The sequence below is a fragment of the Robertmurraya mangrovi genome (assembly GCF_034427655.1).
Taxonomy (GTDB): domain Bacteria; phylum Bacillota; class Bacilli; order Bacillales; family Cytobacillaceae; genus Robertmurraya_A; species Robertmurraya_A mangrovi.
Map to the genome: position 1 here is coordinate 1 of NZ_JAXOFX010000004.1, position 16,307 is coordinate 16,307.

Consider the following 16,307-nt stretch of genomic DNA (forward strand, 5'->3'; position numbering starts at 1 on the left):
ACCCTCTCAGGTCGGCTACGCATCGTCGCCTTGGTGAGCCGTTACCTCACCAACTAGCTAATGCGCCGCGGGCCCATCTATAAGTGATAGCCGAAGCCATCTTTCAATGTTCCTTCATGAGAAGAAACATATTATCCGGTATTAGCTCCGGTTTCCCGAAGTTATCCCAGTCTTATAGGCAGGTTGCCCACGTGTTACTCACCCGTCCGCCGCTAAGTTTCAAAAGCAAACTTTTAAAACTTCGCTCGACTTGCATGTATTAGGCACGCCGCCAGCGTTCGTCCTGAGCCAGGATCAAACTCTCCAATAAAGAGTAAGATTAGCTCTTAAAAAATAAAATTAAACGTTGACGTATGATTTGTTTAGTTTTCAAAGAACATCTCAATCGCTCAAGGCGACTTTAATAATATATCATTTTTTCTTAACATGGTCAACACTTTTTAAAAGATTTTTTCTATTAATATATCTTCTATTGTCGACTTGAACTATTATAGCATGATATTTACTAATTACAACGGTTTATATAAAAAAAGACTGATAAATTTTATAATCAGTCTTTTACATTATTTCCTCTATAAACAATTGCCTTTGTTTTTCTAAATGAATAATTACTTCAGTTTCTATTATTTTCACTAATGGCCTTGTAGGAGATTTATCTTCTATAAATAGAATCTCACCAATTTGACCATTTGATAATTTCACCTTACTGCCTATTGAAAAATTCATGATCCCTGACTGCAGGGCATTTATGGCGGTAATATCAAACTTTCCGAAATTATCTTGAGTAATCATTTCTAACACCTTAAATGGAGATTGCTTTTTTCTATAATGACGTTCAGAAGTCATAGCATGAAATGTATCAGCTAAAGCAATAATTTTTGCAAACGGGTGTATCTTAGGGCCTTTTTCTCCCATAGGATAACCACTGCCATCTAACCTCTCATGATGCTGAAAAATAGATATCTTCACACTATCTCTTACTAGTGGAGAGTTTTGGATCATTCTATAGCTATAAGTTGAATGTCTTTTTACTTCTTCAAACTCTTCAGAAGCTAAAGCTGTTCGTTTGTCTAAAACTCTTTCAGGAATTTTTGACATTCCGCAGTCCGATAAACAACCAGCTAAAGATAACTGAACAATATCACCTTTATTATAGTTTAATTTTCTTCCTATGAATCCACTAATCAAACCAACAGCAATGGAATGTTGATATAAATATTCTTCCTCATTCGAAAAATGGTGTAAATTAAAAATTTCTGCTGGACTACTTTCTACTCTTTCAATCAAAGGGAGTATTAAGGCTCTGATTTTTGATATATCAACTGGCAAACCTGATTGCCATGATTTAAATTCCCTTTTGTAGTCTTTAGTTGCCTGAAGAAATAAATCTATAAAGGTTAACTCGTCTGATTGATTGATGGTTTGGTTGCCTTTTGTTTCATCTTCTATTATTTCTGCCGGAATAAAAGGTGACCCATTGACAAGAGTTTTTTCAACAACAACATCATTAATGAGGAACACCTCTAAGATTTCAAGCAAATCTTTAGTTAGAATAGACCTTTTAGCGATAATAGGACGGTTCGTTCGACTAAAAATGTCCTCTGAAATGATACAACCCTCTTGAAGCTCTTTTACTTTCACTCTCACCAAGATACACCTCTAAACATGTAATGTAGGTCTTAATATCCATTTTACATTATTTTAAATCAAAAAAATAGGAAAAAGGAACACTATTGTGTTCCTTTTTCCATTAGTCTTCACTAGTTTCAATATCAGTTGGTGTGTCTTCTAGTTCTTGATTTAAATTTTCATCATCTAGTAATTCTTCATGATCTTTTTCTTCTTCTTTTTCGACTTTCGCTACTGTTGCAACATACTCGTCTGTATTCTCATTTAATCGAATTAGTCGAACACCTTGAGTGTTACGACCCATTGTTGAGATATCATTCACAGCCATTCGAATAAGAACCCCACCTGTTGTGATTAACATAAGGTCTTCTTCTCCCGTTACAGCTTTCATGGAAACTAAATCCCCATTTTTGTCAGTGATATTAGAAGTTTTAATTCCTTTACCACCTCTACCTTGAACTCGGTATTCATCAGCAGGTGTTCGTTTACCATAGCCTTTTTTCGTAACAATTAGAATTTCCGTATTTTCTTCTAATACTTCCATTCCTATTACTTCATCTTCAGGTACTAATGTAATCCCTTTAACACCAGTTGCTGTTCTACCCATTGAACGTACATCGGTTTCTGGGAAACGAATTAACATACCATTCTTCGTTCCAATAATGATTTCCTTACTACCATCTGTTAAGCGAACCGAGATTAGTTCATCATCTTCTTTTAAGTTAAGGGCAATTAGACCATTATTTCTAATATTAGCAAAAGAAGTAAGTGGTGAACGCTTAGAAACACCTTGTTTAGTCGTAAAGAATAGGAACCAATCATCTACAAATTCCACAACAGGAATAATGGCATTTACCCATTCCCCTTTATCTACTCCTAAAAGGTTAATAATTGGAATACCCTTAGCTGTTCTTGAGTACTCAGGAATCTCGTATCCTTTTGCTCTATATACTTTACCTTTGTTCGTAAAGAAGAGGATGGTATCATGTGTGGACGTTGTAATCAAATGTTCTACAAAGTCATCTTCATTTGTACCCATTCCCTGTACGCCTCTACCTCCACGTTTTTGCGCACGGTAAGTAGATACTGGTAGGCGTTTAACGTAACCATTATGTGTTAATGTGATAACAATATTCTCACGAGGAATTAAGTCCTCATCTTCAATATTTTCTATACCACCCGTCACAATTTCTGTTCTACGTTTATCGTTAAAGCGGCCTTTAATTTCGGAAAGCTCTTCACGAATAATTTCTAAAACTTTTTCTTCATCAGCTAAGATGGCTTTTAATTCAGCGATTAATTGAACAAGACTTTGATATTCATCTTCAATTTTTTCACGTTCTAAACCTGTTAAACGTTGAAGACGCATATCCAGAATTGCTTGAGCTTGTTTTTCAGACAGATTAAACTTTGTCATTAAGCCTTCACGGGCCATGTCCGTTGTTTGGGAGCTGCGAATCAAGTTAATGACTTCATCTAAGTGATCAAGAGCAATACGTAAACCTTCTAAAATATGAGCTCTAGCTTCCGCTTTTCTTAATTCAAATTCTGTTCTTCTTCTGATTACCACTTTTTGATGGTCTAAATAGTGAACTAAACATTGTTTAAGGCTTAATACTTTAGGTTGACCATCAACTAGTGCAAGGGTGTTAATCCCAAAACTTGTTTGTAGAGCAGTTTGTTTATATAAGTTATTTAAAAGGACATTGGCATTAGCATCTTTACGAACTTCAATGACAATACGCATCCCTTTACGGTCTGATTCATCACGAAGATCTGTAATTCCATCAATCTTTTTATCACGTGCTAACTCAGCTATTTTTTCAATTAACCTAGCCTTATTCACTTGATATGGTAACTCATTGACAATAATGACTTCTTTTCCATTTGCTTTTTGTTCAATTTCTACCTTTGCACGGATGGTAATTGAGCCTCTACCAGTCTCATATGCTTTACGAATTCCGCTTCTACCAAGGATCATACCCCCAGTCGGAAAATCAGGACCTGGGATAATTTCCATTAGTTCTTGTGTTGTTAACTCAGGGTCTTTACTGATGGCTAATACACCGTCAATAACTTCTCCAAGTTGATGAGGAGGAATATTGGTAGCCATCCCAACCGCGATACCTGTTGTCCCATTCACTAAAAGATTTGGAAATCTAGCAGGTAGAACAACTGGTTCTCTTTCCTCACCGTCATAGTTATCTTGATAATCAATCGTGTCTTTATTAATATCTCTTAGTAATTCCATCGATATTTTTGACATACGTGATTCTGTATAACGCATTGCTGCTGCAGCATCACCATCAACCGATCCGAAGTTCCCATGCCCATCAACAAGCATATATCGATAGTTAAAGTCCTGCGCCATACGTACCATTGTTTCATATACAGCTGAATCTCCGTGTGGATGGTATTTACCTATAACATCTCCAACGATACGAGCTGACTTTTTATACGGCTTGTCTGCATGGATTCCAAGATCATGCATAGCATAAAGAATACGGCGGTGAACTGGTTTTAAACCATCACGAACATCTGGAAGTGCACGGGAGACAATAACACTCATCGCATAGTCTAGGAAAGAAGACTTCATTTCCTGACTAATATTTATTTCTTTCACTTGGGGATTTGGTGTTTCAGCCATCTTTAAAACCTCCTTAGGCAAAACTAACAACTAGAATAATAAAAATTAACGTTTATTTGAGTTTGATTAATAGGCCAAAAAGATAAAAGGAGGATAGTGGTTATCCCTCTATCCTTACTTTTACAAGCCTAATCATTAAATATCTAAATTTTTAACGTAAGCAGCATTTGCTTCTATGAAATTACGTCGTGGTTCTACCTTATCGCCCATTAGCATTTCAAATGTTTCATCTGCCTCAATAGCGTCTTCAAGACTTACTTGAAGCATCGTTCTAGTAGATGGATCCATCGTTGTTTCCCATAGCTGTTCCGGATTCATCTCACCTAGCCCTTTGTAGCGCTGAATATTTGGCTTCGGTTGACTTGGTAACTCGGCAAAAATCTTTTCTAATTCTTTATCGTTATAAGCATACTCTATACGTTTACCTTGCTGAACCTTGTATAGTGGTGGTTGAGCAATATAAATATAACCAGCTTCTAAAATTTGTCTCATATAACGGTAGAAGAAAGTTAAAATAAGAGTTCTAATATGTGCACCATCAACATCCGCATCGGTCATAATCACGATTTTGTGATAACGAGCTTTAGAGATGTCAAAGTCTTCTCCAATACCCGTTCCAATCGCTGTTATCATGGCTCTTACTTCATTGTTTGAAAGAATTTTATCTAAACGAGCTTTTTCTACGTTAAGAATTTTACCTCTTAAAGGTAGGATAGCTTGGAAGTGTCGGTCACGCCCTTGTTTCGCAGATCCACCCGCTGAGTCACCCTCAACGATATATAGTTCACTTATAGAAGGATCCTTTGATGAACAATCGGCTAGCTTACCTGGTAAGCTGGATACCTCTAAAGCACTTTTACGACGTGTTAATTCACGAGCCTTTTTAGCTGCTAAACGAGCTCTTGCTGCCATCAAGCCTTTTTCTACAATTTTTCTAGCTACTGTAGGGTTTTCTAAAAGGAACTTATCAAAAGCTTCAGAGAAAATCGTATCAGTTGCCGCTCTAGCTTCTGAGTTTCCTAATTTCGTTTTCGTTTGACCTTCAAACTGAGGATCTGGATGCTTAATCGAAATGATCGCCGTTAAACCTTCACGCACGTCATCACCAGAAAGATTAGCATCGGCATCTTTAATTTGTCCTTGTTTCCTAGCATAATCATTTATCACTCTTGTAAGAGCTGTTTTGAAGCCTGATTCGTGAGTTCCACCTTCATACGTATGAATATTGTTAGCGAAAGAGTATATATTACTTGTATAGCTATCATTATACTGAATAGATACTTCTATCGTAATTCCTTCTCTTTCACCTTCAATAAAGATAGGTTCTTCATGTAGAACTTCTCTAGATCGATTCAAATGCTCTACGTACGACTTAATTCCGCCCTCGTAGTGATATTCATTACGTTTATTTTCTACACGCATATCTTCAATCGTGATTTTTAAGCCTTTATTTAAAAATGCTAGCTCACGGATACGATTAGCAAGTGTTTCATAATCGTATTCTAATGTTTCAGTAAATATTTCTCCATCTGGTTTAAAGTGAATAGTCGTACCTGTACGATCCGTTTCCCCGATAATCTCTAGATCGGCTGCTGGTACACCTCTTTCAAACTTTTGATAGTGAATTTTACCGTCACGGTGAACAAATACTTCTAGAACGGTTGATAGTGCATTTACAACTGAAGCACCTACACCATGAAGACCACCTGAAACCTTGTAGCCTCCACCGCCGAATTTACCACCAGCATGAAGGACAGTCATAATGACTTCTACAGCTGGCCTACCCATTTTCTCATGAATACCAACTGGGATCCCACGGCCATTATCTATAACCGTGATGCTATTATCCTCTTCGATTTTAACAATAATTTCCGAACAGAATCCTGCTAATGCTTCATCGATACTATTATCTACGATTTCCCAAACGAGATGGTGGAGTCCTTTAGCACTTGTGGAACCAATGTACATTCCTGGTCTCTTTCTAACAGCTTCTAGACCTTCTAAAACCTGTATCTGATTCTCATCATAGGAATGTTCCTGTAAAGCGTTTTGTTCCATTGCCATAACAATCACCTACACTTTCTAATTAACTTCCATGCTTACCCTAATATAATCGTGAACAAAAATAATAATCGTGAGTAACCATTTATATAAAAGCACCACTATTTTTAAAAATCTCTACAAAAATGTTAATCCCTCATGTGCAGGCATTTTTGTAGATCGTTTTTTCAATGTTCCTGATGCTAAAGGTGAGTAATATATTTTTTCTTCTGTAACAACAATTGATTTAAAAGATCCCTTTGAAAGATTAAAAACATGCTGACTATGGTGATTTAGAAACTCTTTGACAAAAGGTGAAGAGTTTACACTTTCTTTATCAATAATTGCGATAATATCCTTTGTTCGAACGAGGATATCTTCACCTACATGGACATACATGTTTTTTCACCTCATTGGATTTTTTTCATGCTCCCAGCTTCAACTTGGTAAGCAGCCGCTTCTTTTAGAGTTTGATGATCAATACCATCCACACTGGTCGTAGTTACAAATGTTTGTACTTTTCCTTGAATCGTGTTTAAAAGATGGGATTGGCGGTAATCATCTAATTCAGAGAGAACATCATCTAAAAGTAAGATTGGATATTCCCCAATTTCTGAATGTATTAACTCTATTTCTGCTAACTTGACAGATAAAGCTGTTGTTCTCTGTTGTCCTTGAGAACCAAATGTTTGAACATCTCTTCCATTCACAAAAAAGAGAAGATCATCACGATGTGGGCCAAATAATGTGACCCCTCTATCAATTTCTCTATTCTTTATTTTAACAAATTTATCCTGAAATACTTCTATCATTTTCGACAAGTCTTGGTCTTCTGATACATCCACTGATGGCTTGTACTCAATTTTTAATGTTTCTAAGCCCCTAGAAATACCTTGATGTATAGGCATTGCCCATTTTTCAAGCAAGTGAAGGAATTCAAACCGCTTAGAAATAATTTTCACAGCCATTTGAATAAATTGCTCCGTTAGTATCTCTAACATGGTTTCGTCTTTTTGCTTTTTTGTTTGCAACAACTTTAAATAATGATTTCTTTGCTGCAAAATTTTTTGATATTGACTCATGTCATGAAGATAGATGGCCGAGACTTGGCCAATCTCCATATCAATAAAACGACGCCTTACTTGAGGGCTCCCTTTCACAAGATGGAGATCTTCAGGCGCGAACATAACAACATTCATATTTCCTATATATTGACTCAGCTTTTGCTGTTCGATGTGATTGCACTTTGCCTTTTTACCTTTTTTGGATATGACTAACTGTAATGGCAAAGAACCATGTATTTTTTTTACCCTACCTTCTATTTTAGCATATTCCTCATCCCAGCGAACAAGATCTTTATCATTTGAAGTTCGGTGAGATTTAGCCATTGCCAAAACATAGATGGATTCCATTACATTGGTCTTTCCTTGAGCGTTTTCTCCTAAAATCACATTCACTTTATTTTCAAACTGTACTTCTAAGTCATCATAATTACGATAATTCTTTAAAAGTAATCGCTCTATATACATAGCATTACGTCCTTTATACTACTGTGTAACAACAAAAGACCCGAATCCTGGAATTTCTACTTGATCGCCGTCTCTAAGTTTTCTTCCTCTTCTTTGGTCCTGCTCCCCGTTGATGAAAACATCATGTTCACCTAAAAACCATTTAGCCATTCCGCCTGTATCTATGACTTCAGCCAACTTTAAAAATTGACCTAATGTAATATACTCTGTACCGATCTTTACTTCGTTTCTCATGGATGGTTTCACTCATTTCAGTTTTTTGGGATTATTTTTCCCATTTCTTTCGGTTTGTATTGGCCTTTTTAAAACTTTAATAAAGTAAAACTAGCCTTTGCAGAAGATGTAATGTGAAATAATCTATTCTCTTATTTTACTAAATAATTTCTCTATACACAAAGTAAAGCTAAAAATATAATTTTACACTCATTTTCTTTATATAAACAGAGTCATTTGAACTTTTTGATGTATCCATAGTTATTCTTGAAGTCTTTTATTAGGTTTATCTAAAGGAAAAGCCACCAGCTCAGGCTGGCAGCTATAAATTTAATATGTTCTTACAGGTAAAATGAGTTGAAGGATAGACTCATCATTTAGCGGTTTAATGATAAATGGTCTCATAGCTCCTGTAAAACTGATTTTAATTTCTGTTCCCTCTAAGGCTTTTAATGCATCCATTACATATTTAGCACTAAAAGAAATTTTCAGTTCTTCACCCTCTATTGATTCACTTTGAAGTTCCTCTACAACCTTACCTACCTCTGGAGTATTAGAAGAGAGTTCAATTGTTCCACCATCAATTGTTGCGAACTTAACAACGTTATTTCTACCTTCACGTGCTAATAGGGATGCACGATCTATAGAGTGTAAAAATTCTTTTGTATTTAGAACGACATCTGTTTTGCTCTCTGCTGGAATCAATCTAGTTGTATCAGGATAATTTCCTTCTAGTAATCTTGAGAAGAATAATAAATGTTTTGCTTTAAATAAAACTTGGTTTTCAGTGATTACAATATCAACTGGATCATTATTATCATCTAAAATTTTACTTAACTCACTTAAACTTTTTCCTGGAATAACTACATTGTAGCTTACATTACCTTCGTGTTCGATTTTTGCTTTTCTTAATGCTAGTCGGTGACTATCTGTTGCAATACAGATTAATTCGCTATTTTCTACTTTCCAGTTTACACCTGTCAACACAGGGCGTGTTTCTGAGGTGGACACTGCAAAGACAGTTTGACGAATTAACATTTTTAATAAGTCAGTAGGAACTTTAAAAACATTATCCTCTTCAATTTGAGGTAAATGAGGATACTCTTCTGCATCAAGTCCATTTAGATTAAATTCAGATTTACCTGAACGAATTACCGTTTGTAGATGGTTTTGTACTTCAATTTCAACTGTATCTGTAGGTAATTTCCTAACAATTTCACTAAACACTTTTGCTGTTAAAACGATGGCACCTGTTTGTTTGATTTCAACAATTTCATCACCAGTCTCTTCAACTGGAATAAATGACTCAATTGAAATATCTGAATCACTACCAGTGAACGTAACACCTTCATTCGTTGCTACAATTTTTATCCCCGTTAAGATAGGAATCGTTGTACGGCTAGTTACAGCTTTCATAACGTCTTGAACACTTTGAACCAGACGATCTCGTTGGATAATAAATCTCATGTATTTTAATCCTCCGTCGTAAGCATATTTTCAAATATTTTATATATAATTCTTTTTAAAAAAATAGTAGAAGTAATAGTAGGGCCTGTTAGTATGTGGATAACTCTATTTTATCAAAGTAAATACAGTCTATCCACATGTGGACAGACTGTGTGTAAACGGGGTAAAGTTATTCACATTATTCACCTTATCGATTGCAAGGAAAAAAAGAACCTAACAAAATAAGGAACTATATTTTCAATATTTCATTGAGTTCCTTCATCTGCTTTTGCAGTTGAGGATCTGTTTGAATGAGTTTAGAAATTTTTTCATGAGCATGAATAACCGTTGTATGGTCACGTCCACCGAACTCTTCCCCAATCTTTGGTAGAGAGAAGTCCGTTAGTTCTCTAGAAAGATACATAGCAATTTGACGAGGGAAAGCAACGGATTTTGTGCGTTTTTTTGCTTTAAAATCCTCAAGTTTAATATTAAAGTGTTCCCCGACTACTCTTTGAATCTCATGAATCGTAATTACTTTCGGCTTGGAGCTTGGAATGATATCACGCAAAGCCTCAGCTGCTAAATCAGCATTTATATCTTTATTGATAAGAGAAGAATAAGCAACGACACGAATGAGTGCACCTTCTAATTCTCTAATATTGGAATCAATTTGGTTAGCAATATAAAGCATTACTTCGTTTGGTATATCTAAACCCTCTGCTTTTGCTTTCTTTCTAAGAATAGCAATACGTGTTTCAAGGTCGGGAGGAGTAATATCTGTAATAAGTCCCCATTCGAACCTAGATCGTAGTCGATCCTCTAAAGTCGGTATTTCCTTAGGTGGTCGATCACTGGAGATGACAATTTGTTTACTTTCCTCGTGTAAGGTATTAAATGTATGGAAAAATTCCTCTTGAGTTTGTTCTTTTCCTGCTAGGAATTGAATATCATCAATTAATAAAACATCCACATTTCGATATTTATTGCGGAAATCTACTGCTTTATTATCTCGAATAGAGTTAATAAATTCGTTTGTAAATTTCTCTGAAGATAAGTATACGACCTTAGCAGATGGATTATGATCTTGTACATAATGTCCGATTGCGTGCATTAAGTGAGTTTTCCCTAATCCTACGCCCCCATAAATAAATAGTGGGTTATAAGCTTTAGCCGGAGCTTCTGCAACAGCTAAAGATGCAGCATGGGCAAATCTATTCCCAGATCCGATAACGAATGTATCAAATGTATATTTAGGGTTAAGCATATTAAGAGGGAGTTCTTGGTGATCGTCATCCCTTTTAGGCTTTTTTGGAGGAACAGGCAAATTTACTTCTTCTTCATTTTGATTTTGCGGAATGATAAATTTTACCCCGAGCTCTTCTCCCGTAATCTCATAAAGAATACCGGAAATGAGTTGAGAATAACGCTCTTCTAGCCAATCTCGTGCAAATTCATTAGGAGCCGTTACGGTTAAAGTGTCCCCTTGAAGTGAATGAGCTTTAGTGGATTTCAGCCAAGTATCGAAGCTAGGCTTACTGATTTTTGTTTCAATCGTGGCAAGAGCATTATTCCAAAGATCCGCAATATTCTCCAACAGATATCCCTCCTTTTTGTTATTTTTAACGAGTTATACAACTTGTACAACCCCGAATTTATAAATATACGAAACTACTTATGTGGAAAAACATATTATAGGAAATAATGTGGAGTTTCGACAATATCCACTGCTTGTGGACAACGTTTTACAAAGGCTGAGAATAACCTGTCCACAAGATATCCACAATCTGTGGATAATATAGTTATGCACAATAATTTATCCAGAGTGAAAACAAAATAATAATATCAAATAAAACTAATGGTTGCAATGATTTTCTTATCTTATCCACAACACACCCATCCTGTGCATGGAAATTGTCCACAAGACAATAATGTGTGAAAAAGCTGTCAATATGTACTGTGGATAATAAAAAAACTGTCGAAAAGTTATTCACAAGCTGTCGTAATTTGAAAAAAGCTATTCTAGTGAGAATAATTTTATAAAGCTTATCGAGGAATTTTGATTTTTGTTTTCAGAGAAAAAGTTGATTTCAAATCATCAAAAATGGAAAAGTTTAAAGAGGAAGTAGTTGGTTGCTATTTAACCTTAGAGGAATTAGTCAACGAAAGGTTTCCGGGTACTTTTTTATAAGATAGTTATACTAGAGGGTATTTTCCATAAAGATTACTACTTTAATAACCTGAGTGGATTGAAGCGGAGGGCACTTGACTCCTGCAGGAATAGAGAGAATGGGAGACCCCACAGGCGGTAACGCCGAGGAGGCTCCCATCTCTCCCTGCGGAAAGCAAGTGCCTGGAGCGGAAAGTAACGGGCAAAATAAATGAACAAAACCTCTTAGTAAACACCTACTGAAAAGAGATCCAACTAATCTTTTTATTAATAGGATAAATTTTCTCGTGACAGACGAAGGAAAAACGAGTAAAATCTATCGAGTAAGAATTTTTTAACTAAAAATCAGCTGTTTAAGTAAATTTACAATTAAGGTTGACATTTTTTAGTGACCCTTTATATAATTGATAGGACTGTCTTTAACAGCTATTCCTCAGGGAGGTGTCATATAATGAAAAGAACTTACCAACCGAATAAACGTAAAAAAAGTAAAGTTCATGGATTCCGTAGTCGTATGAGCTCTGCAAACGGACGTAAAGTTTTAGCTCGTCGTCGTCAAAAAGGAAGAAAAGTATTATCTGCTTAGGCCACTGAAAAGTCAGTGGTCTTTTTTCTCATTTTGGCCTTTTCGTTAATTAATGTATAGATGCGTGAGAAGTGGATGATAATTCTATCAGAAGGAATCATTCTAGTCCGAGAAGAGATCCAAGTGGATGATTGAAGGTGTAAATGAATGAAGAAAGAAAATAGAGTAAAGAAGAATAAAGATTTTCAAGAAGCTTTTAAAAAGGGAAAATCCTTTGCCAACCGACAATTTGTTGTTTACTTATTAAAGAAGGAAGAGCAAAGCCATTTCCGAATTGGCCTTTCTGTAAGTAAAAAATTAGGGAATGCGGTAAAGCGAGTTCAAATAAAGAGATACATACGACAAGCATTTCTAGAATTAGAAGAAGAACTACGTAATGAGTATGATTATGTAGTCATTGCTAGAAAACCAGCTGCTGATATGGACTTTCACGAAATAAAGAAAAGTCTTATGCATGTATTAAAGATCGCTAGGGTGTTGAAAAAGTAGATTAAAAACTGGTCCATAAACCTAGCAAAATTCGTGGGGATTTTTAAATTCGGATAATTCTAGAACAAAAATCGATATAAAATATGGCCCGATATCAAAACTTGGCGATATTTTAATTGTGTCTTATTAGAGATTTTACGATTCATATTGTAAAAAAGATGTTACAATACATTTGGACTCTTTAAGGTCTAAATTATATGCTAGCCTTAAGTCTCTTAAAAGATGGACAGGCTTTATTTTTGTTAGTTATGTTAAAGGATCCTGGTTACTGAAATGTCACCATTTCCTTTAATTTAAGCTGTCATATAGATTCTGTTGCAAAATAAATGTGTACTTGTGTGCAACGGTAAAAGCAGCAATAACTTAAAAAGATCATTCTTATTTAAGGAGGAAATAACGGTTGAAAAAGAGAATACTTCTTTCAATTGGTTTGGTTTTTATCATGGCTCTTTTGACAGGGTGTACGGAATACAACCAACCAATTACCGCTGAAAGTACAGGTTTTTGGAATGAGTATATTGTGTATCCGCTATCATTATTGATTGTAAAAGCGGCAGAGCTTGCAGGTGGGAATTTCGGTGTCTCCATTATTCTCGTTACGATTTTAATACGACTAGCCATTTTACCATTAATGATTAAGCAAACAAAAAGTTCTAAAGCAATGCAAGCTTTACAACCAGAAATGCAAAAATTAAAAGAAAAATATAGCTCTAAAGACCAACAAACACAACAAAAGCTTCAACAAGAAACAATGGCATTGTTCCAAAAACATGGAGTAAATCCTTTAGCTGGATGTTTCCCGTTAATCGTCCAAATGCCAATACTGATTGGTTTTTACCATGCCATTTCTCGTACAACTGAAATCGCTGAACACAATTTCCTATGGTTTGACCTAGGTTCTCCAGATCCACTATACCTTTTACCATTGATTGCAGGTGTAACAACATTTATTCAGCAAAAAATGATGATGGCAGGTGTAGAAAATAATCCTCAAATGCAAATGATGCTTTGGATTATGCCAGTTATGATCGTTGTTTTCGCTGTTAACTTCCCAGCAGCTCTATCTTTATATTGGGTTGTAGGTAATATCTTTATGATTGTTCAAACGTATTTTATTAAAGGGCCAGATTTAAAAAAGGCTAAAGAAACTGCAAATGCGGGAGGAGCCAAGAAGTGAAACAAGTAACTGCTACAGGACAAACCGTCGAGGCAGCAGTAGAGTCGGCTTTAGCTCAATTAAACACCACAAAAGACCGCACAGAAGTAACTATCATTGATGAAGGTAAAAAAGGGTTTTTCGGCTTTGGATCTCGTCTAGCTGTTGTAAAAGTTACGGTTAAAATAGACCCCATTGAAGAAGCAAAACAATTCTTATTAGATGTTAGCAAGAAAATGGGAGCAACCATTGATATTGAAGTAATAAAAGAAGGAAAACAGGTTCAGTTCATTATGTCAGGTGAAAAAATCGCCTTACTAATTGGAAAACGTGGACAAACTTTAAATTCGTTGCAGTATTTAACTCAATTAGTCATCAACCGCTTCTCGGATCAATATTTAAATGTTTTACTTGATGCGGAAGACTACAGAAAAAGACGAAATGATACCTTGATTCAATTAGCTGAGCGATTAGCACTGAAGTCTTTAAGGACTGGTCAAAAAGTCGCCCTAGAGCCTATGCCTTCATATGAGCGTAAGGTGATTCATACAGCTCTAATGGAGAACAAACGAATCAAAACCTATTCTGATGGAGTAGAACCAAACAGACATATTGTCATTACTCCTAATAGATAATTCAAAACCACCATTCAGTATTTCTGGATGGTGGTTTTTTTAGTTTAAGAAAGTATAAGCTTTTTGAAGTTAAAAAACTGTCTAGCGCTTTTCTTATGGAACAAGACAAAAAAAGCCAATAATCATCTAGATTTATTGTTATTCACATGTGGATAAGTTAAAATAGAGCATAATAATGACTATTAGTGTGGATAACTGTCTAAAAAGAAGACTTTATACTTTTTTAAGAAATTAGCCTGTGCTATTCTAATATTTTGAGTAAAAAATTAAGTGACTTTAAAACTTGTGGATAAATTAATAGTAGGGAATTTTTTTTGAAAAGAGGTGACACCGTGGAATTTGACACAATAGCTGCCATATCGACTCCGATGGGGGAAGGGGCAATTGCCATTGTTCGTTTAAGTGGAGATGATGCAATTCCAATTGTAAACCGCCTTTTTAAAGGTAAAGGTGGTAAAGAATTAAAGGATGTGGCATCGCACACGATCCATTACGGGTTATTAGTGGACCCCAAAACGGAAGAAGTGGCTGAAGAAGTAATGGTTTCTGTTATGAAGGGACCTAGAACATTTACAAAAGAGGATGTTGTTGAAATAAACTGTCACGGTGGGATTGTATCTGTTAACCGAGTATTGCAACTAGTTCTGAATTTAGGTGCAAGACTAGCAGAGCCAGGAGAGTTTACAAAACGAGCCTTTTTAAATGGACGGATTGACTTATCTCAAGCAGAAGCGGTTATGGACTTAATCCGTGCCAAAACGGATCGAGCGATGAACGTAGCTCTTGGACAAATGGAAGGCCGTTTATCTAACTTAATTCAAAGATTAAGACAAGAAATCTTAGAAACGTTAGCACATGTTGAAGTGAATATAGATTATCCAGAGTATGATGATGTAGAAGAGATGACTCACAATCTTCTATTAGAAAAAGCTTCTTATGTAAGAAGCGAAATTGAAAAACTCTTAAGAACCTCTCAACAAGGTAAAATTTTAAGAGAAGGGCTTTCTACAGTCATTGTAGGTAGACCGAATGTAGGGAAATCTTCGCTACTTAATAGCTTAGTTCATGAAAATAAAGCCATTGTAACTGATATCCCAGGAACTACTAGGGATGTAATTGAAGAGTACGTAAATGTTCGTGGTGTTCCATTACGATTATTAGATACTGCAGGGATTCGGGAAACGGAAGACATCGTTGAAAGAATTGGTGTTGAGCGATCAAGACAAGTTCTAAAAGAAGCAGATTTAATTTTACTTGTTTTAAATTACTCTGATGACCTAACGGCTGAAGATGAGAACATTTTTAAAGCGGTTGAGGGCATGGATGTTATTGTCATCGTGAATAAGACAGATTTACCACAGAAAATTAATATGGACCGAGTGAGAGAACTAACGAAGGGCCATAAGCTAGTAACAACTTCTCTTCTAGAGGATGTTGGAATTGATGAGCTTGAAGAATCGATTGCTGCTTTATTTTTTGACGGTTCAATTGAAGCGGGCGACATGACATATGTGTCAAATAGCCGCCATATTGCTTTATTAAACCAAGCATATAACTCAATAGATGAAGCCATTAATGGGGTTGAGAACGGGGTTCCAATAGATATTGTGCAAATTGACTTTACGAGAACATGGGAACTACTTGGAGAGATTATTGGTGATAGTGTCCATGAAAGCTTGATTGATCAGCTTTTTTCTCAATTTTGTTTAGGAAAATAATTTTTTATGATATCACTTAGGTCTACTAATAGTTCGGAAGATAATTAAG

The 16,307-nt window shown here is 35.6% G+C and carries 13 protein-coding genes and 1 rRNA gene; 5 read left to right on the forward strand and 9 right to left on the reverse strand.

The genetic code is table 11. The features are described 5' to 3' along the window. The 9 genes from SM124_RS07730 to dnaA form a co-directional block, all read right to left on the reverse strand. Nucleotides 1-310, reverse strand: a 16S ribosomal RNA gene (locus SM124_RS07730); the annotation flags it as partial. Nucleotides 311-558: 248 nt separating this feature from the next. Beyond that, nucleotides 559-1,647: an HD-GYP domain-containing protein gene (locus SM124_RS07735; RefSeq protein ID WP_322445946.1), complete on the reverse strand. Its 1,089-nt coding sequence runs from the start codon at nt 1,645-1,647 to the stop codon at nt 559-561. 103 nt (nt 1,648-1,750) lie between these two features. Further along, entirely contained in the window at nt 1,751-4,276 is a 2,526-nt protein-coding gene (gene gyrA / locus SM124_RS07740) for a DNA gyrase subunit A (protein WP_322445947.1), read from the reverse strand. A 135-nt stretch (nt 4,277-4,411) separates the two neighbouring features. Then, a complete protein-coding gene (gyrB, locus tag SM124_RS07745; protein WP_407691384.1) occupies nt 4,412-6,340 on the reverse strand; it encodes a DNA topoisomerase (ATP-hydrolyzing) subunit B in 1,929 nt (642 codons plus the stop codon). Nucleotides 6,341-6,454: 114 nt separating this feature from the next. Beyond that, nucleotides 6,455-6,715, reverse strand: a complete 261-nt coding sequence (remB, locus tag SM124_RS07750) for an extracellular matrix regulator RemB (RefSeq protein ID WP_322445948.1) — start codon at nt 6,713-6,715, stop codon at nt 6,455-6,457. Nucleotides 6,716-6,726: 11 nt separating this feature from the next. Beyond that, on the reverse strand, nt 6,727-7,845 hold the full coding sequence (gene recF / locus SM124_RS07755) for a DNA replication/repair protein RecF (RefSeq protein WP_322445949.1): 1,119 nt from the start codon (nt 7,843-7,845) through the stop codon (nt 6,727-6,729). 18 nt (nt 7,846-7,863) lie between these two features. After that, nucleotides 7,864-8,079, reverse strand: a complete 216-nt coding sequence (gene yaaA, locus SM124_RS07760; RefSeq protein ID WP_322445950.1) for a S4 domain-containing protein YaaA — start codon at nt 8,077-8,079, stop codon at nt 7,864-7,866. Nucleotides 8,080-8,388: 309 nt separating this feature from the next. Then, entirely contained in the window at nt 8,389-9,525 is a 1,137-nt protein-coding gene (dnaN, locus tag SM124_RS07765; protein WP_322445951.1) for a DNA polymerase III subunit beta, read from the reverse strand. 229 nt (nt 9,526-9,754) lie between these two features. After that, nucleotides 9,755-11,101, reverse strand: coding sequence for a chromosomal replication initiator protein DnaA (dnaA, locus tag SM124_RS07770; protein ID WP_322445952.1), 1,347 nt, complete (start codon nt 11,099-11,101; stop codon nt 9,755-9,757). Between the two features lie 1,024 nt (nt 11,102-12,125). Here dnaA and rpmH point away from each other — a divergent pair. From rpmH to mnmE, 5 genes are all read left to right on the forward strand, one after another. Next, a complete protein-coding gene (rpmH, locus tag SM124_RS07775) occupies nt 12,126-12,260 on the forward strand; it encodes a 50S ribosomal protein L34 (RefSeq protein ID WP_322445953.1) in 135 nt (44 codons plus the stop codon). Between the two features lie 147 nt (nt 12,261-12,407). After that, nucleotides 12,408-12,749, forward strand: a complete 342-nt coding sequence (rnpA, locus tag SM124_RS07780; RefSeq protein WP_322445954.1) for a ribonuclease P protein component — start codon at nt 12,408-12,410, stop codon at nt 12,747-12,749. Nucleotides 12,750-13,149: 400 nt separating this feature from the next. Then, nucleotides 13,150-13,926: a YidC family membrane integrase SpoIIIJ gene (spoIIIJ, locus tag SM124_RS07785; RefSeq protein ID WP_322445955.1), complete on the forward strand. Its 777-nt coding sequence runs from the start codon at nt 13,150-13,152 to the stop codon at nt 13,924-13,926. Beyond that, entirely contained in the window at nt 13,923-14,540 is a 618-nt protein-coding gene (gene jag / locus SM124_RS07790; RefSeq protein WP_322445956.1) for an RNA-binding cell elongation regulator Jag/EloR, read from the forward strand. Before spoIIIJ ends, jag begins: the two co-directional genes overlap by 4 nt. Before the next feature lie 332 nt (nt 14,541-14,872). After that, complete coding sequence (mnmE, locus tag SM124_RS07795) at nt 14,873-16,258, forward strand: tRNA uridine-5-carboxymethylaminomethyl(34) synthesis GTPase MnmE (RefSeq protein ID WP_322445957.1); 1,386 nt, start codon at nt 14,873-14,875, stop codon at nt 16,256-16,258. The last annotated feature ends 49 nt before the right edge of the window (nt 16,259-16,307 follow it).

Excerpts from the sequence above, each read along its gene's own strand:
- yaaA (WP_322445950.1), bottom strand. The coding sequence starts at position 8,079 with ATGAGAAACGAAGTAAAGATCGGTACAGAGTATATTACATTAGGTCAA.
- gyrB (WP_407691384.1), bottom strand. The coding sequence starts at position 6,340 with ATGGCAATGGAACAAAACGCTTTACAGGAACATTCCTATGATGAGAAT.
- rpmH (WP_322445953.1), top strand. The coding sequence starts at position 12,126 with ATGAAAAGAACTTACCAACCGAATAAACGTAAAAAAAGTAAAGTTCAT.
- remB (WP_322445948.1), bottom strand. The coding sequence starts at position 6,715 with ATGTATGTCCATGTAGGTGAAGATATCCTCGTTCGAACAAAGGATATT.
- recF (WP_322445949.1), bottom strand. The coding sequence starts at position 7,845 with ATGTATATAGAGCGATTACTTTTAAAGAATTATCGTAATTATGATGAC.
- rnpA (WP_322445954.1), top strand. The coding sequence starts at position 12,408 with ATGAAGAAAGAAAATAGAGTAAAGAAGAATAAAGATTTTCAAGAAGCT.
- dnaN (WP_322445951.1), bottom strand. The coding sequence starts at position 9,525 with ATGAGATTTATTATCCAACGAGATCGTCTGGTTCAAAGTGTTCAAGAC.
- gyrA (WP_322445947.1), bottom strand. The coding sequence starts at position 4,276 with ATGGCTGAAACACCAAATCCCCAAGTGAAAGAAATAAATATTAGTCAG.